The organism is Haloimpatiens myeolchijeotgali, assembly GCF_042688525.2.
GTDB lineage: Bacteria > Bacillota > Clostridia > Clostridiales > Clostridiaceae > Haloimpatiens.
In genome coordinates this window covers 3,272,451-3,296,592 of sequence record NZ_JBHWAB010000001.1, presented here as the reverse complement: position 1 = coordinate 3,296,592, position 24,142 = coordinate 3,272,451, and the positions used below count along the sequence as shown (strand labels likewise).

The following is a 24,142-nucleotide window of genomic DNA, read 5'->3' as shown; positions in this document are numbered from 1 at the left end:
TAAAATAATATTGGAATTTTATTAGAATTTTTTAATTTTACCTTTAAGTGCTTTAATTCTGTCATTTACATAATGGATGAGTTCATTTTTATCGTTTTTTACAGTAGCCGGTGCATTAGAAACTATGTAAATAATATCTAATGTGTTTCTGTGGATCTCTTTAGAAACTTCATAGGCTAAATATTTATCCTTTACTTTCCAATAGGTATTATTGAATTCATCTGCTTGTCTTTTAGTGTAATAACCTTTTTCAATACCAAACTGAAATAAATCTGCTGCTGATTCTAATTCTTCTATATCTTGAGATTGTAGAGTCTCATCTATAAGAGTTTGAAAACTTTTCATAGGATCACTCCTTTTCAGTTATATAATAATATTTTAAACCTATACTATGTTTTATATACTAGAGTATATTGATTTAGTATTTGGTTCACGAATTTATATTATATCACATTAAATGGGAAGAACGCTGAATAATAAAAATTCTATATCGTTGCAATATTCAGACTAATTTCAATGAAATGTATGATTCTTATGTTTACACTATTATATGTAATAATGGTATTGTATATATTGCGTTTTTTATTATTTAGAAAATTATAAATTTTTTCAAAGAATTTATTGGTCTTAAGTTAATCAAATTCAGTGAATGAAAATCTAATATAAAATTATTCCATATAAATTTATAATTTCTTACTAAAGTGAAAGTTTTTTATGAAATATATATGTTTGCTCTTTTTTTCATTTAAAAATTAAAATGGGTGTAACTTTATTTTACTTTATTCGAATAAGTAGTGTAAATATTTTAAAAAGATATATTTACAACAGGCATTAAGGAGGGGCAAAATGGAGGATTTGAAGTTAATAAGAAACTTTAAGGATGGTGATAAAGAAAGTTTTGAAAAGCTTGTTATAAAATATAGACAAACTGCCATAAGTTTTTCTCAAAGCTTTGTACATGATTATTACATAGCAGAAGATATAGCTCAAGAAAGTTTTGCAAGTATTTATGTTTATAAAGAACGATACGATGAAAAATATAGATTTAAAACATATTTATTTACAATAATAAGAAATAAAAGTATTGATTATATAAGAAAAAAACATACTACATTTTTACATGAAGCTACTGAACCGATTTCCAGTGTAGATGTTGAGGAGATAATATTGAAAAAAGAACAAAAAGAGATGCTTAATGAAAAGATAAATGAACTTAAATATGATTACAAAATAGTAATTTATTTAATAGATTTTTATGGGTTTAGTTATAAAGAGGCAGCAAAAATTATGGGAAAGAACTTAATGCAAATAAAAATCTTAGTATATAGAGCACGAAAAAGATTGAAAATATTACTTCAAAAGGAGGCATAGAAGTTGAAAAATATATGTGCTGAAGATAAGAAGTTTTTACAAGGTGTTTGGGGAAAAACAAGATATTTAGAATATTTAAAAATTGAAGAAAAAATTGTAAAAGAAAATGAGAGAAAAATTAAAATAAAAAATACAAAGATTACTGTTATTTCAATACTAATGTGTATAGCATGTATTGCTATTACTAAAATAGTGAATTTTAAATTTATTTACGTAGAATTAATATCTTTTGTAATGAGTGCATTAGCAACTTTTTATGAGTATAGAGAGGGGAGAGAAATAGAAATATGAAGATTGTTATAAAAAATTTAAAAAAGAAGTATGGACATAAGAAAGTAATTAATGGTATTGATATGGATATTCATGAGGGGATGTTTGGACTTTTAGGACCTAATGGAGCAGGTAAAACAACTTTAATGAGAATATTAACAACTTTAATACCAAAAACTGAAGGAGATATAAAAATAAATAACATAGATATAAACAATAAAAAGGAAATAAGAAAAATGATAGGATATCTTCCACAAGATTTTTCAATTTATCCAACTATGTCTGTGTATGAAGCATTAGATTATTTAGCACTTTTATCAGGTATGAAAAATAAAAAATTAAGAAATGAGAGAATAAAGTATCTACTTAAAAAAGTAAACCTTGAAAATTATATGAAAACTAAGGTTAAAGCATTATCTGGTGGAATGAAAAGAAGATTGGGTATTGCCCAGGCTATAATTCATAATCCTAAGGTCGTAATTGTGGACGAGCCTACTGCAGGGTTAGATCCAGAGGAGAGGATACGATTTCGTAATCTTTTAAGAGATTTTTCAGAAGGAAGAATTGTTATTTTATCTACTCATATTGTTGAGGATGTAGAATTTACTTGTGAAAACTTGGCTATTTTGAATAAAGGTAATCTTTTATACAAAGGTAGGGTTAAAGAATTATTAAAAAATGCTGAAGGATATGTTTGGACAGCTAACATAGATAGAGAGGAACTTGATAGTGTTAGAAATAGATATCCAATTATATCTACAGTTTCAGAAGGAAATTCTATAAGATTAAAACTTATATCACAGGAAAAGCCTTTAGAAAATGCTGAAAATGTTAAGCCTTCTATAGAAGATGCATATATGAAATTTATGAAGGAGGTGTAAAATATGTTTTGGAATTTATTTAAAAAAGAACTTAAATATACATTTAAAAATATTACTTTTTATGTATTAATAGTTATAATTGGACTCTTTTATTTTTCACAATTTTCACCATCGAGCTTTACTGAAGCAGGATTTAAGCCTCCTATACCCCCAGAACAAATTAGTGAAAAAAAACCAGCGCCTTATGGATATAAAGATACAATTGAACCCAAAAAAGAGATTAGACAAGTGTATTTAAATTTGCATAGAGCTTATAATAATGAAAAAGTATATAAGACAAAAGTATTATTGAATGTAGAAGAAAAATTAGATGATAACCAAAAGAAATATATAAAAGAAGCTATGGAAAAAATAGCTTCACATGAGTATCTAGAGAATGATGATGAAAGTTTAATAAAGGTATCATATGATGAGTATTTATCTATTATTAGAGATTTAGATGAAAAATTAGGGGGATCTACTGAATTTTCAGATAAAGAAAGACAATACTGGATTAATGTACCAAAAACCTATGAAGATGCGGTTAAAGAGTATAAAAACCTTATTGAAAAAGATAAAATTACAAATGCAGGAGCAAGAGAATTTTCAGATTATATGGGAATTACAGCAGGTTTATTTCCTATATTTTTAGCTGCATTTATACTTATTAAAGACAAGAGAAGTAAAATGCAGGAGTTAATTTGTAGTAGAAGAGTTTCCTCGTATACTTATGTAATATCTAAGTATGCAGCTTTATGTACAGCTATATTAGTACCATATATTTTATTTGCAACTCATGCTACATTAGCTTTTTATAAGATTGCTAAAACTAACAATTACAATATTGATATGATGGCATTTTACAAATATACATTTTGGTGGATATTACCAACAATACTTTTTACAGTTGCGTTAGGTATGTTAATATCAGTTATTTTTAATAATGGAATAGCAGCTATACCTATACAATTTATTTTATGGGAAACTTCTATGCTGCCATTAATAGGAGATTATTCTTTAAGTAAATTTGTAATAAGATTTAATAGATTTGGAGAGTATTCAAAATATATAAGATACAGTAATAGGATAGCTGTTAATAGAGTATTTTACATTGTTATTTCTATTTTATTGATTTTTATTACAGCTTTAATATGGTCTAAGAAAAGAGGTGTTGTAGGTGAACACATCAAGTAGTATAAGAAAAATAAATTTTGAAGAAATTGATAAAGCTAGTTATACAAAGGCATGTATTAGTATTTTAAAATATAATTTTAAGATAATTGTAAACTTGAATGTTTTAGTTTCAATAGTATTTATTGTTCTAGCGCCATTAATATTTAGTCTTAAGTTATTAGATTATAATAATGTTGCTAGGATAGGAGAATTTTATCTTTCCATAATAGGGATAATATTAATACCTTATTTATCAAATATCGAAAATAGAAATAATATTAAAGAAGTAGTATACAGTAGACAAGTATCTAATGTTAAAATAGTTATAAGTCGTATTATTAGCATAATGATTTTAATGTTTTTTATGATTTTAGGAGTAATGGCTGTGGCTAAAGTTCAAGGAAGTAGTTTTCAAATTTTAGAAATTACTTTTGGAACATGGATATCTGCAGCTTTTTTAGGAGTGATTGGATTTACTGCAGCAAACTTAAGTAGTAATGTACCATTAGGATATTTAATATCCTTTGCATATTATCTTATGGAGTTTATGAATCACGGAAAGTATACTAAAGATTTATATCTTTTTAGTTTGACTAATGGAAGTTTTGAAAATGGTAAATATTTATTACTGTTTATAACGTTGGTAATGTTAGTATTTAATTTGGTTATTATAAAGAGGAAAAGTTAATAATTGAAATTTCGCAGTAAAAAATACTGTTTAGCGAAGGAAAATGATATATTGAGTAAGAAACATTTGAACAAACAAATTTTTAGAACTTTAATAAAGATAAAATAGAATGGAGATGAATTATGAAAGAATATTTTTCTATAGGAGAAACAGCTAAAATTAACAATGTGTCAATTCAAGCCTTAAGATATTATGATAAGCTTGGACTTTTAAAGCCTGCTTATGTTGATGAAGAAACTAACTATAGATATTATACAATAGACCAATTTGTATATTTAGATATAATAAAATATTGTAAAGATATAGGGGCTCATCTTAAAGAACTTAAGGCTGTATTACACAGCAAAGACATTATTAAAATGTTATCTTTTATAGAAAAACAAGAGAAAGTTGTAGAAAAAGAAATAACTAGATTGAAAAATATAAGTATTGCTATAGGAAATATAAAAGATAAGATTCAGTATTCTTTACAACTCAAAAAAATTAATAAAATATATTTTAGAGAATTAAAAAAAAGAATTACTATGGATACTATATTGAATGAAAAATATAAAAAAAGAGATGTAGAAATAAAATTAAGACAGATGGATAAATTTGTTGAAGATAATGAACTCATTTTTGAAGGTGAAACAGGGTATTTTGTTAATTTAGATTTCTTTTTAAAGGATAATAAAATTTGTTATGATAGTATTTATTCAACAATTTGTGGTAAAGATATTGAAGAAAAGGAGATAAATTTCAAAGTAATACCTGCTGGAAAATTTATATGTATATCCTATTTCAGTAATGAAAGAGAAGTTTGTGCATGTAAATTAAAAAATTATCTTAAAGAAAATAATATTCCAACTATAAAACTTGTATTAGAAATTGAATTATTTAATACAATGGAGCCAGGAAGTAAAGATTCATTATATGAGTTACAAATTTTAATCTAAAACTATTGACTCTATACTTAGTATAGACTTTATAATCTCTCTCAGGAGGGATTACTTATGAAATCATTATGGAGAGAATTTATGAAGTATGCTGTACCATCTGTAATAGGTATGATGGTTTCAGCACTTTATGTAGTTGTAGATGGAATATTTGTAGGAAGAGGTGTAGGGGCAAGTGCATTAGGTTCAATTAATGTAGCTGTGCCAATGACAACATTATTGATTGCTATAACCATGATGATAACTATGGGTGGGGCAGCGGTAATGTCCATAAAATTTGGAGAAGGTAAAGAAAAAGAAGCAAATAATGTTTTTCTACAAAGTATATTGTTGATAGTAGTTATAACAGGAATAGTATCAATAATTGGTGTGATTTTTCCAGATCAATTAGGTAGAATGTTAGGAGCAAGTGATGAACTTTTAAAGGGAACATCAGAATACATTCGTTATTATTCACTTTTTGGTATAGGGTTTTCAGGTAGTTTGGCATTAAGTGCCTTTGTTAGAAATGATGGTAATCCGAATTTAGCTATGATTTCTTTAATTGTGGGTGCATGTACAAATATAACTCTAGATTATATATTTATATTTATTTTTGGATGGGGAATAGCTGGTGCAGCAGTAGCATCAGGATTAGGACAACTATCTAGTGTATTCCTTCTTTTAACTCATTTTATTAAAAGAAAAGGAAAACTTAAGATATATATACCTAAGATAAAGAAAGAAGACAGCATAAGGATCTTAAAGGCGGGAACTCCAGAATTTATGGTACAAATATCCCCAGCAATTACTATATTTGCATTTAATCAAGTTATAATAGCATCAATAGGAGAGATTGGAGTTGCGGCATATAGCATAATTAGTTATATAAGTACAGTACTTATAGCTTTGTTTATTGGAATTTCTCAAGGTATACAACCTTTGTTAAGTTATAATTATGGAAAAGGTAAATATGAAAAAGTAGATAAAGTTTTTAAGATGGGATTAAAGACTAATTTTGGCGCATCAATAATAATATACGTATTGTTATTGATTTTTGGAAATGACATAATTAGCATTTTTAACGAAAATCAACAACTTATAAAATTAACTTATGATGCAATGATAATTTATGCTTTCTCATTTATAATTGCATCAATAAATATAGTTAATGTAACATATTATCAATCTACAGAAAGATCAAAGATAGGAAATATTATTTCTTCAAGTAGAGGAATGATATTTACAATAGTTTTCTTGATAATAATTCCTCATATATTAGGGGAAATAGGAATCTGGATATCAATTGTTTTAGCTGAGCTTTGTACTTTAGTAGTAGTTATATATTTTAGAAAAATATATAATATTACTACTAATAATAAAGTTCAAGTATAATAAAAATATAAGGGACGGTTCTTTAATGTAATAAAATTTAAAATTAAAGAACCGTCCCTTATAAATATTAATTTTATTTTTACTTTCATCTAGTATAGATATAATATCTTGGATAGATTTTCTTGAATCCTCTGCTAGCTGTCTAACTTTATCAGCAACAACAGAAAAACCTTTTCCGTGCTCATCAGCTCTGGCAGCTTCTATTGCTGCATTTAAGGCTAATAAATTTGTTTGATCCGCAATATTACTGATTATATATTTTCACAATTTTATCACAATTTTATAAAACTTTAATTATAAATATTTATTAAAATGAACCTAACATTTAACTATGAATGAAAGGGGAGTTTTAATATGAAAAATAAAAAGAGAAGTAAAGTTAGAGTTTTTATCCAAGTAGCATTTTTTTTATTAGTAGCATTGATAGCAGTAAATCATACATTAGTTGAACAAGGAAAGGGAATTGCATTTTTGTCTTCTGCTTCACTTCATGCTATTTGTCCTTTTGGAGGAGTAGTTACAATATATCAATATTTAACAACTGGAACGTTTGTAAAGAAAATTCATGAGTCTTCATTTATTCTTATGATTATTATGTTTACCACAGCAGTTTTATTTGGTCCAGTATTTTGTGGATGGATATGTCCTTTCGGATCATTTCAAGAGTGGCTTGGGAAAATAGGTAAGAAAATATTTAAGAATAAATATAATGCATTTATACCCTATAAAATTGATAAATATTTAAGATATTTAAGATATGGAGTGTTGGTGTGGGTATTGTATGTAACAGCAATAAGTGGAAAGATTGCTTTTCAAGATGTAGATCCATATTATGCTTTATTTAATTTTTGGAGTAGTGAAGTTGCAATAGGTGGAATTGTCATTTTATTAGTAATAATTGGATTATCACTTATCGTTGAAAGACCATGGTGTAAATATGCTTGTCCGTATGGAGCTGTTTTAGGAATTACAAATCTCTTTAGAATATTTAAAATAAGAAGAAAAACTTCTACTTGTGTATCTTGTAAAAATTGTGATAACGCATGTCCTATGAATATAAAAGTATCCAATCAACAAGTTGTAAGAAATCATCAATGTATTTCTTGTATGAAGTGTACTTCAGAAGGGGCTTGTCCTATAGATAATACTGTTAACATGTCTGTTAAAGGGGGAGAATAAGCATGAAGATAAAAAATAGTGCAGTAGCAATTATTTTACTTGTGATAATTTTTGGGGGAATAGGTACAGCTAAATATTTAAATGTATGGAAAACTGAATCAACAAAGATTCCACAAAAGTATAAAACAGGAGAGTTTGCTGGAAAGTATGATCCAGCAGATATAAGAGGATCATATGCTTTTTCTGATATAAATAAAGCGTTTGATATTGATATAAACCTACTTGGAGAGGCGTTTGGAGTTAAGAATGATGATAATTTATCAGAATTTAAGATTAAAGACTTTGAAAATATCTATTCTTCTTTAGCAGATAACGGAACAGAAATAGGAACATCGTCAATGAAATTATTTGTAGCTTTGTATAAAGGGCTTCCATATGAGATAGATGAAGATACGTATCTTCCTAAAAAAGCAGTAGAAATATTAAAAGAAAAAGGAAATTTAACAAATGAACAACTTAAATATGTAGAAGAGCATAGTGTGGAGATTAAGGAAAATACATCTAATGATAGTGACATAGAAACAGAAGAAAAAGAAGAAGATGAAGAAAAAATAATTAAGGGTAAGACAACTTTTAAAGAAGTAATGGATTTTGGAGTGTCACAAGAGAGTATTGAAAAAATAATAAGGGGTAAAATAACAAATAAGGCATTAACAGTAAGAGATTATTGTGAAAAGAATAATATTGAATTTTCAACTATTAAGGCAGAACTTCAAAAGGAAATTGATGATAAGTAGACATAGAATAAGGTAGAGTCTAAGAGTTGGTAGACATCGTATAAAAAATTTGGTAGAGTATTATGTAAGAAGTATTAATATGTAAATAAATGTAGAAATTTATACAAAAATCATTAATTTAATTAACCTTCAGGGGGTGGGTATTTTATCTGAAGGTTAATTATTAGATAAAATGGTGTTTGGGAATAGAATAAAATTTAGTAAATGGAGATGTATAATATGGCCGTACAAATTTTAACTGATAGTACAAGTTATATCACAAAAGATATTAGAAGTAATTTAAATATAAAAATGGTATCATTGAATGTTATATTTAATGATGAAAGTTTTAAAGAAACAGAGATAGATAATGAAACATTTTATAAAAAGATGGAAGAGAAAGGTATACCAACTTCTTCACAGCCTTCAGTTGATGAACTATATGATGAAATGAAAAGTGTAGTAGAAAAAGGGGATAGTCTTGTTTGTATTTTTTTATCTTCTGAAATGAGTGGTACATATACAACAGCTCATATGGTCAAAAACATGATTTTAGAGGAAGATAAGGATGCAAAGATTGAGATATTAGATTCCCGTTCAAACTGTATGCAGCTTGGATTTGCGGTTATTACAGCTGCAAGAGCTGCTAAAGAAGGAAAAACTCTAGAACAAGTTAAACAAATAGCTGAAGAAAATATAAGGAAAAGTAGATTTTTGTTTATACCAGATAATCTTGAGTATTTAAAAAAAGGAGGAAGAATTGGAGGAGCAAGTGCTTTAATAGGTAACCTTCTTAAAATAATACCAATTTTAACTGTAGAAAATGGAAAAACAACTGTATTAAAAAAGGTTAGAACAAAGAAAAAAGCAATAACAAATATGATAGACAGAATGATAAGTGACATTACTAACTATGGATTAGGAGAAATTGTTGTACATCATATTAATTGTTTTGATGAGGCAAAAAAATTTGCGGATAAAGTAAAAGAAACTTTAAATGTAAATGTTAATATATGTGACATAGGATCAGTAATAGGATTACATGTTGGTCCAGGAGCTATAGGGTTAGTTTATTATACTGAAAAAAAGCTAAGATAGAATACATATTAATGGAAAAGCAAAAATGTATAATTGAGAATTCAACTTTCGCAGGACAAAAATACTGTATAGGGAAGGAAAATAATATATTGCGTAAGAAACATTAGAACTTGTTACTGAAGTGAAAGGTTTCTAAGCAAGATATCATTTCCCGTAGTGGCTGTTTTTCACTTGCGAAAGTTGAATTGCTTTGTTACTGTGAGCTTGTACATATATTTTCAATTCTAGATATTAAATAATTAGTTATTATTCTATTTCCACCTAAAATATTTACTTCGACTTTATTTGTAGAAGATACTGTATTTATAGCACTTGCAGCATTAAGATAGGAATTCTCTGAAACTAATACAAGAGGAGAATTATTTATTGCTAATACTGCAGCTCCACTTAAGGAATCAGGAAAATTTTGTCCATAAGCAGTAAATATTTTATTTGAAGAGTTAGAATAAAAATAACTATTTATAACCTTACTTGTTTCATATCTATTATTTCCACTTAATCTTACAATTTTATTGTCACTAAGTCCTGTAATTTGCTTTATTCTATTTTTAACATTGTCAGATATTACACCATTTCCACCAACAATGAATACTTTAGAAGGTTTTTTGGATATAATATATTTCTCTACATTATCATCAAGTTTATTTGTAGGTGTTAACAGTATAGGCCATATATTATAACCTGCCGTAGGAGAAATACTAAGAGAATCTGCAAAGCTTCCATTATTAGATATTATTATAGGAGTACCTTCTGTAGTATTAAGATACTGAGCTATTTTAACGCTTGTTTCATCTCTGTCATTTCCATATAGTCTTATTATATTATTTTTAGAATAACCATTTTGTATAAAATAATTAATGTAAGAATTATCAATTACACCTTCTCCACCTAATATATAAATTTGTCCATTTTTATTCAGATTCTTTAAAATATATTCAAGGGTGGGTGAATTACTACTGCTAGTAACATTTTTATCAACAAGAAGTATAGGTGCATTAAGTTTTTTAGATAAAGTTACACCAGTCAATCCATCAGCAAAGTTATACCCATAAGTTAAAATAACTTTATCTAGATTTGTGGAAAAGAAATTTTCTGCAATAAGTTTAGAAGTTTCAAATCTATTTGCACCACCATATCTATTGATATTTGAAAACCTAGAATTATCTATATAAGAATTATCTATAATTTTAAAAGGACTCATAACTGGATTAGACCAATAACCTTTATTATTTTTAGTTTCTAAAACGAAATAATAATCTCCATTAGATAGGGCTTGTATATTTATAGCTTTTTCAGAAATAGCATTATTTTCAGAAAAATTATAAAGAAGAATACCAGATTTACTATAGGTAGATGTTATATTTCCTCTAAATATTCTTATTCTATATGCTGTTTGAAAATCTGTTGATGATTTAGAATTAAAAGTCCATTTAAAAGTTAAAGAAACATTATTTTTATATATAGCTTGTCTATATAAAGGACTCTCTATAGTTGGAATAGCAGAGTTAGTTTCAATATAATCACTTGTAATCTCCTTATATCTATATGCAACATAATTTCTTTTTAATTCATCTAAAGATCTATAATATTGTTTTACTTTTTGTCCTGAACCATCATAATTTGAAGTGGTAGATTCTATAGTAATAGCACCTAATTTATTTCCACGTACATCATAGACCCAAGATTGGAAGAATAATATATGGCTAGATTTCAATAAAAGGATGTCCATGTTTCTAAGAGAATCAAAGCTTATAGGTATCATATGATTACCTAAAGTCCAAGTAGATTGTTTGTAACCTCCTATTTTTAATGCACTTTGCACAAAACCTGAACAATCTATACCAGCAGTTCCTCCTTTATATCCACCAGAAGTTAATATATTTCCTGCCATAGCGCCTTTATTTATGGCATTATAGTAGTTGATCCAAGAAGTTGATGATCTTGTATCCAATCCATCAAAACCTCCCCAATTATAAGGAATACCATATTCGTATGAAGTAGTTTTTCCAATTAAATGATCTGGTAACTTAGTATTTGTTTTAACATTACCATTTAAGCTTTTAACAAATTTCCACACATCATAAGCCATTTTATAAGATCTTTCTTGTACTTGTTTTCTAGAGATATTTGATAAATTTATAGAATAAACCTTAGGGGCAAAATAGACGTTGGTTGAAGTGATTAATGTTAAATATAAAAGCAGAGAGATTAGTTTTTTCATATGCAGCCCTCCTTAATGTTTAATTTTAGGATTGTATTTTATTACATATGTTTATATGTCGAATTTTGTATGTATATTGTATCATACAATTCACAGTATTTATTATGGTATTTAGTGGAGTAAATACCACGAAATAAGGTTGATAATGAAGATGAAATTAAGGAGAGATAAAAACATATGCAGGTGAAAAATAATGATATCTTGATTAGAAACCTTTATATCAGTTCCCTTTGCTAGACAGTATTTTTTTACTAAGAAAGTTGAGTTAGATGAATGATATGGTACATATTATATATGTAATTTGTGATATAATTATTAAAAGTTGAAATCTTAATAAATAATTCAAAGAATAAGGGGGTGAAGCATTGAACACACTTAAAAAGAGTAAAATAGTATTTGTAATATTTTTTGCTATGATTATGCTTTTAGGTTTCGATAATAAAGCTTTTGCAAAGAAAAACGTAGGTGTTAAAAATTTTAATGTTAAGGCACAACTTATGAACGATGGTTCTCTTTCTGTTACAGAAGATATTACAATGAAATTTGATGGGAAATTTAATGGAGGCTTTAAGGATATATCAACGAGAAAAACAGAAGGTATAAAGAATGTAAAAGTTTATTATATGAACAATGGAGTTAAACAAGAATTCAAATATGTGCATAGTGCGGAAAATGGAGACTATGGAGTTTATGAGATTTCAAAAAAAACTGATAATATGTACAGAGTAAAAATTTATATGCCTTCAAGAAATGTGACAAGAACATTTAGAATTAAGTATACCCTTGCAAATTGTGGAAAGGTATATAATGATGTTGGTGAATTATATTATAATTTTTGGGATAGTGGATATGAAACAAGAGTTGAAAATCTAGAGGGAACAATTATTTTACCAGAAGATGTTTTAACCAAAAATATAAAGGCATTTCCACATGGTCCTATGAATGTTTCTTCAAATATATTAGATAACAGAACTATAAAATTTAATGCACGAGATATAAAAAGTAATGATTATGTTTCAGGAAGAATTATTTTTCCACGTGAAATATTATCAAAAAGTAGGAATATTGTAGATGCAAATGGTCTTGAAAACATATTAAAACAAGAGAAAGAATACAAAAGTTCACTGCAGAAAAAAATTATGAGAGAGAAGAAACTGCAGAGTTTTGCTAAGTACGCTTTTTGGGTTATACTTTTTATTGATATAATTCTTATCGCATTTTATATTAAGATAACAAAGAGAGATACAGAAAAATATAGTACACAAATGTTTCCACAAGAATGTAGTCCAGCTATTATGGCAAAATATTTTAAAGGATCAGTAAATGGAGTAGATTTTATAGCAACATTAATAGATTTGAATAGAAGAGGACATTTACAAATAGAAAAAATTGATGAGAATGAAATAAGTAGTGAAAAATCCTCAAAAAGGAAAAAGAAAAATAAAGAAGATTATAAAATAGTTGTGATTGAAAATGGGTATAATGATAAACTCCATCCTCACGAAATATATTTATTGGATTGGCTTTTTAAGAATTCTAATTATGATGGAAGTATAAAGATGAGTAAGCTAGAGAAAATTGCAAAAAAAGATAGCTTTAAATATATAGAGTTTTCTAAGGAATGGAATAAACTTATAAAAGAAGAAGCTGAAAGTAGTGGTTATTATGATAAATCTAAAAGGCCACATGGAGTACTTTATATATGTGCTTTTTCTATACAAGTAATATTTTCGATTATAATAATGACAGCTAAAAATGCTGGAGGTATATTAATATTTATGCTTACATTTATTATGCTTATTTTTGGTCTTATATTAATGTTGAGAATAAGTGATTTAGCTTATAGTGAAAAAGTAAAGTGGAAAAAAATAAGAGAAGATTTTAAAAATGGTCAATATTTAGCGTATTCTTTTGAGAAGTATGTTCCTTATTTAGTATCATTGAATGTTGATGTAGATCATTTTCAAAAGTTTAGGAATTTTGCTATGAGTAATGAACGTTATTTAAACAATGTATGGCTTATGAGTTATTTTGCCTTTGATAGTTTTACAAGGCATGGTTCCTTTATGTATTGGGGAAGTACGGCATTTGTAAATTCTGCTGCAGGAGGAGCTGCTGGAGGAAGTACTGGCGGCGGTGCAGGTTGTGGCGGAGGTGGAGCCGGAGGCTTCTAATATTATTAATTATTTACTCAACTTTCGCAGTAAAAAATACTGCTTAGCGAAGGTAAATGATATATTGCGTAAGAAACATTTGAACAAAGTCATTTTATGAGTTTACAGTTAACAATTGACAGTGGACAGTTATGGACACCTTTCTGCTAATGCAGAAAGCTTTTAATTAGTTATTTTCCTTAAAGATAAAATTTCCTTATTTTATTACTATATTTGATAAAAGTTTTTCTGCAGGAAAAACATCTTTTACTGTGCACTGTAAACTGTCCACTATCAACTGATAAAGGCTTAGAACTTGTTACTGAAGTGAAAGGTTTCAGAGCAAGATATCATTTACCGTAGCGACTATTTTTTTACCTGCTTATATAAGAAAAAAGCTTAATAAGGCCAGTTATGATATAAATTAAGTTACTTGATATTTTGTTATTGTATATTCATTATAAATGTGGTACACTTATCAAGTGCTGTAATTAAATAATTACTATGCAAAGATTTAATACGCTGACCAACATTTCTTCTTTATAGAAATCTAATGTGAATCAGTTTTAAATCTTAATAATTATAAGGAGGAATGTTGAAATGGCAGATAGAACTTTAGTATGTCAAGATTGCGGAAAAGAATTCGTATTCACTGAAGGAGAGCAAGCTTTCTACAAAGAAAAAGGATTTGAAAATGAACCTAAAAGATGTCCTGAGTGTAGAAAAGCAAGAAAACAAAGAAACAACAACAACAGAGGATTTAGAAGATAATATATTCTAAATAGATGACACCCTTTTAAAGTAGATTTATATCTATTTTAAAAGGGTGTTTTATTTTTGTTATTTAACATCTAAAAATAAATGTTATAATTAATATATAATTTAGTACAAGTAATAGGGTGGGTCAAATGATAACATTGAAAATAGAAGAAAACAAAAGAAAACATGTAATATTAAAAATGAAAATTGCCGAAAAAGATAAGAGCAACTTATTTATAAAAAGAGTTTTATATGAAAGTGAAGAAATTAAATCAGGAAAAACATATGAATATAAGGTGCCAATGAGATATTTCTTACCTTTATATAAAAATTTAAGTAAGACTTCTGTAAAAATTCATAAAAATAGTATAACTTCTTTTTATGAATTTTCTGATGAATATGATGAAGACTTCTATTATTCACAAAAAGCTACAGCAAAGTTTATGAAAACTTGGAGAGCAGTTGGTTGTCCTAATGTGTACAAAATAAGCTTAAATATAAGTGAAAAAAGTTTTGATAAAAGAGTAGTATTTAAGAAACCTAGGGTAGATATAGATAGAATATACTAAGGTTAGTGTTTTAAAATTATTAATAATAAAAGGGATGATTCTTTAATTTTTATAAAATTGAAGAATTGTCCCTTTTGATTTTTGTTAATTTGTACTTTAAGTAATTTGAAAAAGCGTATATTGTGTAAAAACATTTGAACAAGGTTTTTATGTAATATGTGTTTTTGCTTTATTTCTTACAAAAGTGTAAGTTTAAATAATAATTTTGTAAGTTAATTCGAAGGATTTTATTTAAAAAAATTTTTATAATAAGAATTGTAAGGGATAAGTAAACAAATATATAGTTTAATTTATTAATTGAAATGGAGTGTGCATTTTAATAAAAGGTTAGTTTAAATTCTAGGATATTAGTAAAAGTTAATTATCAAATAAAATTAGTTTAATGTATAAACATTTTAGGGAGGAAAATAAATGAACAAAAGTAGTGAAATGTTAAAATGGGAGATCTTAAAAAAATTAAAAAGCAAAGTAGGAATTGTATTAGCTATTTTATTTATATTAATTTCTGCAGGATGCATATTTTTAAAACCTTCATTTGAAACAGATAATGCACATTATGAAATGGGTAGAAAAATAGTAGATACAAGACCACCACAGCAAATAGCTAATGAAAAATTTAATGTAAAAGTTAATTCTATAAAAATGTTATTAGAGTCAAAAGAAAGTGGACAAAAAAATTCTGATAAAACTTCAGAAAAAGATGGTATTAAAAAATACTCACAACAAAAATTAGACAACATTAAACATAAGGAATATAAAGATGTTAAGTTTTGGCAAGCATTTAATCAAAAGGCAACACACCCTTTAATTATAGTATATCTTATAGCTTTTATTACACTTATATTTTCAACTCTATACACAGATGAAATTATAAGTGGTGTAGACAATTTAATATTATCCAGTAAAAATAAGTATAAAGTTCTAAGAGCTAAAATAACATTTACAATTATGTCTACAGTTATTGTTTATATGATGTACTTGATTATTCAATTTATAGCTGCTTATTTTATGTATGGACCTCCTAAGAACGGAGATTTACAAGCATTTAGAATACTTGACGTAGGATTTATGTTAAAAGGAGCAATGAGTATACAAAATTATATTGCATTAAAAATTGGCATTTCATTGTTAATAATGATTACAGTGGCACTTCTTGCAGTACTATTTTCTTTTATAACAACTAATTCATTAGCTTCTATTACTGCCTTTGGAATAATATTTATAGTACCTAAATTTATGTCTGTTGTAAAAATAATTCCAGCACAAATTAGAGTATTATTGGATCAAATGAATTTTTACGATTTGTTAATATCACCTCATAAATTTGTAGGAATGTACTTAGGAAGAATATCATTTTTAAACTTTTCTTTCGATACAAATAATTTTATATTAGCTGTAATAGTTACAATAGCTATTACTACTTTAGTTACAATGAATATTAAATTTAAAAAATTAACTGTTAATAAATAGGAGGAATAAAAATGCAATTAGAAATAAAAAACCTTAATAAAAGATTTGGAAATAAAAAAGCTACAGATAATATTTCAGTGACTTTAGAAAATGGAGTATATGGATTATTAGGACCTAATGGAGCAGGCAAAACAACATTAATGAGACAAATTACTACTATTTTAAAACCAGATAGTGGTGAGATTTTATACAATGGCAAGAACATTTGGAAAAACGAAGATGCTTATAGAGGAATAATAGGATATTTACCTCAAGAATTTGGAGTGTACAAGAACTTTACTGCAAAACAATTTTTGAAATATATGGCTTCAATAAAAGGATTAAGTAAGAAGTATTCTGAGGGAAAAATAGAATCTTTATTAAAACTTGTTGGATTATATGACGTTAGAAATAAAGCTGTGGGTAAATTCTCTGGAGGAATGAAGAGAAGAATAGGAATTGCTCAGGCTTTATTGAATGATCCTCAAATTCTAATTCTTGATGAACCCACTGCTGGATTAGATCCTCAAGAAAGAGCTAGGTTTAGAAATCTTATATCACAAATATCAAAAAATAAGATCGTAATATTATCTACACATATTATCTCAGATATTGAGGCTATAGCAAAAGAAACTATTATTATGAAAGATGGACAATTACTTATAAAAGGTGCTCACAAAGAGATACTAGAAAAAATGGAAGGTAAGGTATACTTAATTACAACTAATGAAGAAAGTGAAGTACAGTATATTGAGTCAAAATATAAAGTAGTTAATCTACAAAGAGGAATAGAAAATACAGAAATAAGAGTTATTTCAGATACAATACCAAATGTAAGAAATGTGCAGTCAATTAAACCAAGATTTGAGGATGTATATATGTTTTATTTTGAGATACAAGATACTAGGGAGGTATAGATATATGCTAAGTTTGATAAAAGCAGAAATTAAAAAAAGTGGTTTAAAAATATCGCTGTTTATATTATGGGCAATTACATTATGGTTTGCACCAAAAATAATAACATATTTTCCTGGCGTAACTATAAATGAGTTATATTCAGATTTATTTTATAAGTTTTATGGGATAACCCCTTTGTTAGGACTTATAATGTTTATAATATGTTCTGGAGCATATACTAAAGAATATAGTTCAGGAATGTTTTCTTTAATTAATACAACTAAAATGGGGAAAAAACATACAGTTACAGCTAAATGGATAGCTAGTGGAATAATGGCTTCTGTAATCAATCTTTCAGTATTTGGAGCAATGTTTTTTTCAGTAGCATCTAAGGCAAAGTTCCAAGGATTAAATCTTCCTTTAAAAGAATTATGGTATTTTGGGAAAAGTGGTTCTAGTATAACTGTAGTACAGCTTATTTTAATAACTTGTGTTACTTTAATTTTAGGATCTTTTATATTTACTCAAATAGGACTTGTATTGTCTTCTATGAGTAAATCAGCTGTAGTACCATTTTTAGTAGGTGGATTTATAATGGGACTTCCTTATTTAGCAGAAAATATTTTTAGAGGTATGGGGATTGCTAAATATTTAGGGCTTACACCTCTTTGGGGAATGTGTTATGGACAGCTAATAAGATATAAAACCCCATTTGCTGCTAATATATTTTTAATAATTTTGTTTGCTGCATCAATGATAATAATTCCGAAAGTAACATATAAAGCATTTACTAATGAAAATAGAAAATAATAAGATAAAAGCAATATAAATATATTGAAAATTTTAATAAATATGATATAATTAATTTATAGAATAAAATTCCAACACGGAGTTTGTTATGTAATATTGTTATTTAATGTATTTACATTAGTATATACTAGCAGCATAAATCTTTTAGTAGTGGTTTACAAAGCCTGGGACTGTAAGTAACAGTTGGTTACTTACAGTTTTTTGTTGTTGGTATTAATATATATAGTAGATGAAAAAAGTTAGTATATATAATATTGAAGAAATTATGAGTTTCTATATTGTCTTGGTGTCAAACCAGTTATTTTCTTAAAGACTTTAGAAAAATAGCTTTGACTTTCAAAGCCAACTATAATAGAAATTTCTAAAATTGAAATATCAGTTTCTCTTAGATACTTTTTTGCTTCACCAATACGAACTTGATTTAAATAATCAGAGAATCCAGTTTTTACTTCTTTTTTAAAGAGGCTGGAAAAATAAGTGGGGTTAAGGTGAACGTATTGTGCAGCAGAATTCAAAGTTATATTTTTCATATAATTTTCATTCACGTATTTTAAAGATATTTTAATAATATCAGCATTTTTAGATGAAGAAACATTAAAAACATTTTCGGTAAATCTTTCAAGTAAGTTTACAGTCCAGCGAGAAAGATCATTTAAGTTATTAATACTACTTAATTTCCCAATAAATTTATAGTTAAGACCAAATACTGTATCTAAAGATGCTCCACCTTGAACAGCAGCTCTTGATAAAACAGAAAAGAGTTCTAATATTCGAGCTTTTACTACTTCAGTATTACCTCCAGAAGTAAAAAAAACATGCCCTAATAAATCATTCAATAGCTTTTTTGCTCCAAGAGCATCACCATATTTTACTTTAACAAATAATTCTCTTTCCTTTTGATATGGATAGGATGGAGATTCTTTATCTTTTATAAATTGGATACTTTCTCCAATACGGGATTGCTGATCCATAAATATTTTACGTTCTCTTAAAGTAAACTTGTCTTCTTCAAGAAGATTAGTAGTAATTATGAACAGTAATTTATTTAAATATCTAAGTCTTTTAGGGGTAACTATTTTTATTTTCTTAAGGTAATTTAAAATATCTTCTTTTTTATTGGAGGGTATAGTATTATTATACTCCATAATTTCATCTACCATAATTTTATCAGGTTCGTTTAACAATACAGGGCCTCCAACTAAGGAACCTTTGAAATTACCATCACTAACTATTGGTGCAGCAAAATGAACTAAAGATGAGTAACAGGTAAATATAAAACCTTCTCCTAGATCACAAGATTGTTTACTACCGTGGAGGTGGGTTTTTCTACAGGAATTATTTCCATTATCTATACTTTTGATAAAGTCGCAAAAGTGTATTTTTGTATTACTACTATAAAGTATATCGCCATATTCATTTAGTGCTTTAACTGGTATTCCTGTAGAACTATAAAAAATATCTATATTTTCTTTTAATAATCCAATATTCAAGTTTCCGTTAGAATCAAATAACCCTATCATACTACACCTCCATATATCAAAATTACAATGTAGGGAATATCATGTTTTCTATAAATAATTCGTTAAAGTCTGGATTGTTTGATAATTCTATATAATTACATTTTTTTATTATTTCACATAGGGTTTTTCTACAATTACTATTTAATAAAAATTCTTTACAACCTTCTAGAGAAGAGTTACCTATTGGTGTTACTTTGTTTCTCAGTTCTTTTGGAAATAATCCAATATTTACGGCTGAATCTATATGTAGATTGTTTCCAAAACCACCTGCAATATATAATTTATCTATGTCTTTATAAGTACAATTAAAATTCTTAATTAAAACTTCTAGTCCAGCACGTACAGCTGATTTAGCTAGTTGAATTTCTCTAATATCTTTTTGAGTTATTCCTATATTTTCACCAGTATCATTTTCAGTAATTACATATTTACTTTCTTCATTTGTATAATTGTATTGTAAAAAACCAGTTTTGTCTATAATATTTTCTTTGCATAATTCACTTATTAAATCAACAATACCTGTGCCACAAATACCACATGGGGGTGCATCTTCAATAGTTTTTAAACTAATTGATTTATCATATATATGTACTTCTGATATTGCACCTTTTACAGAACCTATACCATCTTCAATTTTTCCACCTTCAAAGGCTGGACCAGCAGCTGTTGCAGCACAGAAAATTTTATCTTTGTTGCCAATTACCATCTCACCATTTGTACCTATATCAATTAACAATTGTATTTTTTCTGAGTTATATAATTTTGAGTAAAGTATTCCAGAGGTTATATCTCCACCTACATAGGCTGCTGCACAAGGCATAATATGAATGTGAGCACTGAGCCAATTATCATTAAATACTTCAGAATAAGAATAATGCATTACTTGATGAGTTATCATTATAAAAGGTGATATACTTAGAGATTTAGAATGTAACCCTAATAAAAATTGAATCATTGTTGTATTTCCTGATAAAACAATATCATATATATATTCTTTAGTTATTTTATTGTTTTGTATTAAAGCATTTATTCCCTTTTTTAAATCATTAACTATTAAATTTTTCATTTCACATACTTTGCTATCAGAATTCATAGTGTATTGGATTCTTGTAATAACATCATAACCAAATTGTCTTTGAGAGTTTAATAATGAATAATTGTCAATAACTTCACCTGTATGCATATTTAATAATGATAAAGCAAGAGTGGTACTACCTATGTCTATAGCTATTCCATAAAGAGGAGTTTGTTTTTTGTATATATCTAGTACAGTATTATTTCTAATTTTTAAGTATATATTATTCGATGTAGTAAGTTGTTCATCTAAAAGTTTTGATAAAGAACTGTAAGAATTAATAGAAAATTTTAGCTTTCTACCAATTTCATTTTCAATATAATGAACAGTACTTTTATATTTATTTATAGAATCATAATCAAATGAAAGACATATTTCTTGTGTAATAGGGTTGTTTACTTCTAACTTAACATTATCAGATGTTAAAATTTTAAAATCATTTGAGGAATTGTTTCTAATACTTATAGTTAAGTTTTCTGTTGGATAAGCTTCACAAGCTAAACGATATCCTTCATCAATCTCTTTATTAGAAAAGAATTTTTTATCAATATTTGAAGGGGGTAATGTTCCATTGAGTACTTTAATTTTACATTTACCACATATACCATTTCCACCACAAGGATTTGAAATTAGTATATTATTTTTTAAAAGAGAATTCATTATATTGTTACCTAAAGTATATTTGATATTTTTTATTTCATTATTTGTGTGTACTTCAATATTTAAAACATTACTTGTTCTGAATTTACAGTTAGTATTATTACATCTGCTGCAGTCATGATCTAACTTATTCTTTTTTATATTTTTATCTGCACCATAAATAAATCCTAAAGATTTTAATGGAGTAAACATGTATGATTCACTTAGTGAAACATCTAAAGGTAATGTTTCTTTCTTTTTTATATTCTCAAGTATGAAAGATTGATATTCCATGGAAAAATTATTATCACCAGGAGAATATCGCGTACTAAGCCCTAAACCATTGTTGCTAGTATCAATATAAATTTTGTTAAATAGTTGTGAGCTTAATTGAAATAGTATGTCATCAGACATAGCATCTAAAAGCATAGCTTCTAAATATTCACCATTAGAAAAATGATTATTTACAATATTAGAAATCTTTTCTCCTAAGGTTACGAAGCAGCATATTAGAGATGAATAACATTTTAATACTGGAATTGAGTAATCATTTTTATTTATAATAGTGTATACTCCAACAGGGTCAATCCAGTCATTAATTTTATTTTCAAAATCACTATACATATCTAATGTCATATCATAAGCGGGGCTATTCTCATAACAATCTATTGCTTTGAGGATATTTTGTTTTCTTAAGTTTATTTTAAAATCTGTAAACATAGGCATATATATCAACTCCTTAATTAGCTTTTTATCGACGTTATTTATTATGATTTTATCATATTTTTTAGATTTGTAATATTATTATTAAAAATATCAAAAGATATTACAAATTTTATAAACATATTTAAATATATTTAAATTTAAAAATGATATATTATAGCTATAGTATTAAAGAAAAAGACATATAAAAAATGACATATGAAAATTTAATAGTTTATTTATATAGAAAATTTCAAATATTAGAACGAAAAGGAGAGATACTATGAATGGAAAAGAAAGAGTATTAAAAGCGCTAAGTTTTGAAGAAGTAGATAGAACCCCATGGATGCCATATGCAGGAGTACAAACAGCAAATTTTCTTAATATTGACGCAGAACAATATTTAAAAAGTGCTGACAATATAGTTAATGGAATTTTAAAAGCATATGAGGTTTATAAACCAGATGGACTTCCTGTTGCATTCGATTTACAAATAGAAGCTGAAGCGTTGGGATGCGAATTAAGATGGGCTGATAATAATCCACCAGCAGTAGTAAAACACATACTTGAGGAGAAAACTATAGATGATATAAAATATCCAACTGAAAATGATGGAAGATACCCTATTGTATTAGAAGCTGCTCGTAAATTATCAGAAGCTATAGGGGATAAAGTGGCATTATATGCGTTAATTTGTGGACCATTCACGTTAGCATCTCATCTAATGGGAACAAATTTATTTATGGATATGATTATGGAACCAGATAAAGTTCATAAAGTTATGAAGTTTACAACAAAGGTTGCAAAAGATTTTTCAACTATGTATTCAAAAACTGGAGTACACATTATTGCAGCAGTTGACCCTATGACAACACAAATTTCACCAGAACATTTTGAAGAATTTGTATCTCCGTATTTAACAGAATTAAATACTTATGTAAAAGAATTAGGATTAAAAGTTACTACATTTTGCTGTGGAGATGCTACAAAAAGTTTTGAATTGATGTGTAAAACAAAGCCTAATGGAATAGCATTTGATGAAAACGTAGACTTAAAATTTGCTAGACAATTAGGAACTAAATATAAAGTTTCACTTGGAGGTAACCTACCACTTACAACTACAATGTTATTTGGTTCACCACTTGAAAATGTACAGGAAGCAAAAAAGGAAATTGAAATAGCATCAAATGAGCCAGGTTTTATATTATCACCTGGATGTGACATGCCTTTTGATACACCAATTGAAAATATAAAAGCAATATCTCAATTTGTTAGAGGAGAATTCTCATCTATAGAAATGTTTACTTCAGAAAGACAATTAGATGATGATAAAGACGAAGTATTTGAAGATGTTGCTATAGAAAAAGGTAAGGCATTTATAGAGATAGTAACATTAGATTCAGAAGGATGTGCGCCATGCCAATATATGGTTGAGTCAGTAAAGAAAGTTGCTCCACAATATGGAGATAAATTAAGATGGAGAGAAACATTAATAAAATCAAAAGCAGGTATAAAAAGAACAATGGAATTAGGAGTTAAAAATTTACCAGCTCTTCTTATAAATAATGAAATTGTGTTTGACAATATTGTACCTGATGAAAACAGCTTAAAAGTAGAAATTGATAAGAGATTATAACGCAGAGTTAAATATAATGTAACGAAAAATACTAAATTGATTAAGTAT

General features: G+C 26.9%; 21 protein-coding genes and 1 pseudogene. 17 read left to right on the top strand and 5 right to left on the bottom strand.

Annotation, left to right across the window (positions count from 1 at the left end; all coding sequences use genetic code 11):
* Positions 1-21: 21 nt before the first annotated feature.
* Complete coding sequence (locus ACFIJ5_RS14710; protein ID WP_379808359.1) at positions 22-345, bottom strand: hypothetical protein; 324 nt, start codon at positions 343-345, stop codon at positions 22-24.
* Positions 346-846: 501 nt separating this feature from the next.
* Here ACFIJ5_RS14710 and ACFIJ5_RS14705 point away from each other — a divergent pair.
* From ACFIJ5_RS14705 to ACFIJ5_RS14675, 7 genes are all read left to right on the top strand, one after another.
* The gene (locus tag ACFIJ5_RS14705; protein WP_379808357.1) at positions 847-1,371 is read left to right on the top strand and encodes an RNA polymerase sigma factor; all 525 of its coding nucleotides are present in this window, start codon (positions 847-849) and stop codon (positions 1,369-1,371) included.
* A 3-nt stretch (positions 1,372-1,374) separates the two neighbouring features.
* Positions 1,375-1,662: a hypothetical protein gene (locus ACFIJ5_RS14700; RefSeq protein ID WP_379808355.1), complete on the top strand. Its 288-nt coding sequence runs from the start codon at positions 1,375-1,377 to the stop codon at positions 1,660-1,662.
* A complete protein-coding gene (locus ACFIJ5_RS14695; protein ID WP_379808353.1) occupies positions 1,659-2,522 on the top strand; it encodes an ABC transporter ATP-binding protein in 864 nt (287 codons plus the stop codon). Before ACFIJ5_RS14700 ends, ACFIJ5_RS14695 begins: the two co-directional genes overlap by 4 nt.
* Before the next feature lie 3 nt (positions 2,523-2,525).
* Positions 2,526-3,695: an ABC transporter permease gene (locus tag ACFIJ5_RS14690; RefSeq protein ID WP_379808351.1), complete on the top strand. Its 1,170-nt coding sequence runs from the start codon at positions 2,526-2,528 to the stop codon at positions 3,693-3,695.
* Positions 3,679-4,362, top strand: coding sequence for a hypothetical protein (locus ACFIJ5_RS14685; protein WP_379808349.1), 684 nt, complete (start codon positions 3,679-3,681; stop codon positions 4,360-4,362). Before ACFIJ5_RS14690 ends, ACFIJ5_RS14685 begins: the two co-directional genes overlap by 17 nt.
* Positions 4,363-4,484: 122 nt before the next feature.
* Positions 4,485-5,297 (top strand): MerR family transcriptional regulator, encoded by an 813-nt coding sequence (locus ACFIJ5_RS14680; protein ID WP_379808348.1) that lies wholly within the window; start codon positions 4,485-4,487, stop codon positions 5,295-5,297.
* A 57-nt stretch (positions 5,298-5,354) separates the two neighbouring features.
* Entirely contained in the window at positions 5,355-6,671 is a 1,317-nt protein-coding gene (locus ACFIJ5_RS14675) for an MATE family efflux transporter (RefSeq protein WP_379808347.1), read from the top strand.
* A gap of 72 nt (positions 6,672-6,743) precedes the next feature.
* Here ACFIJ5_RS14675 and ACFIJ5_RS14670 read toward each other — a convergent pair.
* Positions 6,744-6,926 (bottom strand): annotated as a pseudogene (locus tag ACFIJ5_RS14670) (methyl-accepting chemotaxis protein); the annotation flags it as partial.
* 99 nt (positions 6,927-7,025) lie between these two features.
* On the opposite strand from ACFIJ5_RS14670, the gene ACFIJ5_RS14665 reads away from it, so the two are divergent.
* The 3 genes from ACFIJ5_RS14665 to ACFIJ5_RS14655 all read left to right on the top strand — a co-directional run bounded on the left by ACFIJ5_RS14665 (position 7,026) and on the right by ACFIJ5_RS14655 (position 9,664).
* Complete coding sequence (locus ACFIJ5_RS14665; RefSeq protein WP_379808346.1) at positions 7,026-7,850, top strand: 4Fe-4S binding protein; 825 nt, start codon at positions 7,026-7,028, stop codon at positions 7,848-7,850.
* Between the two features lie 2 nt (positions 7,851-7,852).
* The gene (locus ACFIJ5_RS14660) at positions 7,853-8,587 is read left to right on the top strand and encodes a hypothetical protein (protein WP_379808345.1); all 735 of its coding nucleotides are present in this window, start codon (positions 7,853-7,855) and stop codon (positions 8,585-8,587) included.
* Positions 8,588-8,806: 219 nt separating this feature from the next.
* Positions 8,807-9,664: a DegV family protein gene (locus ACFIJ5_RS14655; protein ID WP_379808344.1), complete on the top strand. Its 858-nt coding sequence runs from the start codon at positions 8,807-8,809 to the stop codon at positions 9,662-9,664.
* A 193-nt stretch (positions 9,665-9,857) separates the two neighbouring features.
* On the opposite strand, the gene ACFIJ5_RS14650 is transcribed toward ACFIJ5_RS14655, so the two are convergent.
* A complete protein-coding gene (locus ACFIJ5_RS14650) occupies positions 9,858-11,885 on the bottom strand; it encodes a cell wall-binding repeat-containing protein (RefSeq protein WP_379808342.1) in 2,028 nt (675 codons plus the stop codon).
* A 365-nt stretch (positions 11,886-12,250) separates the two neighbouring features.
* Between ACFIJ5_RS14650 and ACFIJ5_RS14645 the strand changes: the two genes are divergently transcribed.
* The 6 genes from ACFIJ5_RS14645 to ACFIJ5_RS14620 all read left to right on the top strand — a co-directional run bounded on the left by ACFIJ5_RS14645 (position 12,251) and on the right by ACFIJ5_RS14620 (position 18,522).
* Positions 12,251-14,059 carry a DUF2207 domain-containing protein gene (locus ACFIJ5_RS14645; RefSeq protein WP_379808340.1) on the top strand — a complete coding sequence of 603 codons (1,809 nt, stop codon included), beginning with the start codon at positions 12,251-12,253 and terminating at the stop codon, positions 14,057-14,059.
* 579 nt (positions 14,060-14,638) lie between these two features.
* On the top strand, positions 14,639-14,809 hold the full coding sequence (locus ACFIJ5_RS14640; RefSeq protein ID WP_379808338.1) for a zinc-ribbon domain-containing protein: 171 nt from the start codon (positions 14,639-14,641) through the stop codon (positions 14,807-14,809).
* A gap of 137 nt (positions 14,810-14,946) precedes the next feature.
* Complete coding sequence (locus tag ACFIJ5_RS14635; RefSeq protein WP_379808336.1) at positions 14,947-15,366, top strand: hypothetical protein; 420 nt, start codon at positions 14,947-14,949, stop codon at positions 15,364-15,366.
* A 411-nt stretch (positions 15,367-15,777) separates the two neighbouring features.
* The gene (locus ACFIJ5_RS14630; RefSeq protein ID WP_379808334.1) at positions 15,778-16,836 is read left to right on the top strand and encodes a hypothetical protein; all 1,059 of its coding nucleotides are present in this window, start codon (positions 15,778-15,780) and stop codon (positions 16,834-16,836) included.
* 11 nt (positions 16,837-16,847) lie between these two features.
* Positions 16,848-17,732 carry an ABC transporter ATP-binding protein gene (locus ACFIJ5_RS14625; RefSeq protein WP_379808332.1) on the top strand — a complete coding sequence of 295 codons (885 nt, stop codon included), beginning with the start codon at positions 16,848-16,850 and terminating at the stop codon, positions 17,730-17,732.
* 4 nt (positions 17,733-17,736) lie between these two features.
* A complete protein-coding gene (locus ACFIJ5_RS14620) occupies positions 17,737-18,522 on the top strand; it encodes a hypothetical protein (protein ID WP_379808330.1) in 786 nt (261 codons plus the stop codon).
* Between the two features lie 263 nt (positions 18,523-18,785).
* On the opposite strand, the gene ACFIJ5_RS14615 is transcribed toward ACFIJ5_RS14620, so the two are convergent.
* Together ACFIJ5_RS14615 and ACFIJ5_RS14610 are read right to left on the bottom strand one after the other, a co-directional pair.
* A complete protein-coding gene (locus ACFIJ5_RS14615) occupies positions 18,786-20,042 on the bottom strand; it encodes a PocR ligand-binding domain-containing protein (protein WP_379808328.1) in 1,257 nt (418 codons plus the stop codon).
* Positions 20,043-20,064: 22 nt separating this feature from the next.
* The gene (locus tag ACFIJ5_RS14610; RefSeq protein WP_379808326.1) at positions 20,065-22,482 is read right to left on the bottom strand and encodes an ASKHA domain-containing protein; all 2,418 of its coding nucleotides are present in this window, start codon (positions 22,480-22,482) and stop codon (positions 20,065-20,067) included.
* A gap of 259 nt (positions 22,483-22,741) precedes the next feature.
* On the opposite strand from ACFIJ5_RS14610, the gene ACFIJ5_RS14605 reads away from it, so the two are divergent.
* Positions 22,742-24,094 (top strand): uroporphyrinogen decarboxylase family protein, encoded by a 1,353-nt coding sequence (locus tag ACFIJ5_RS14605; RefSeq protein ID WP_379808324.1) that lies wholly within the window; start codon positions 22,742-22,744, stop codon positions 24,092-24,094.
* The last annotated feature ends 48 nt before the right edge of the window (positions 24,095-24,142 follow it).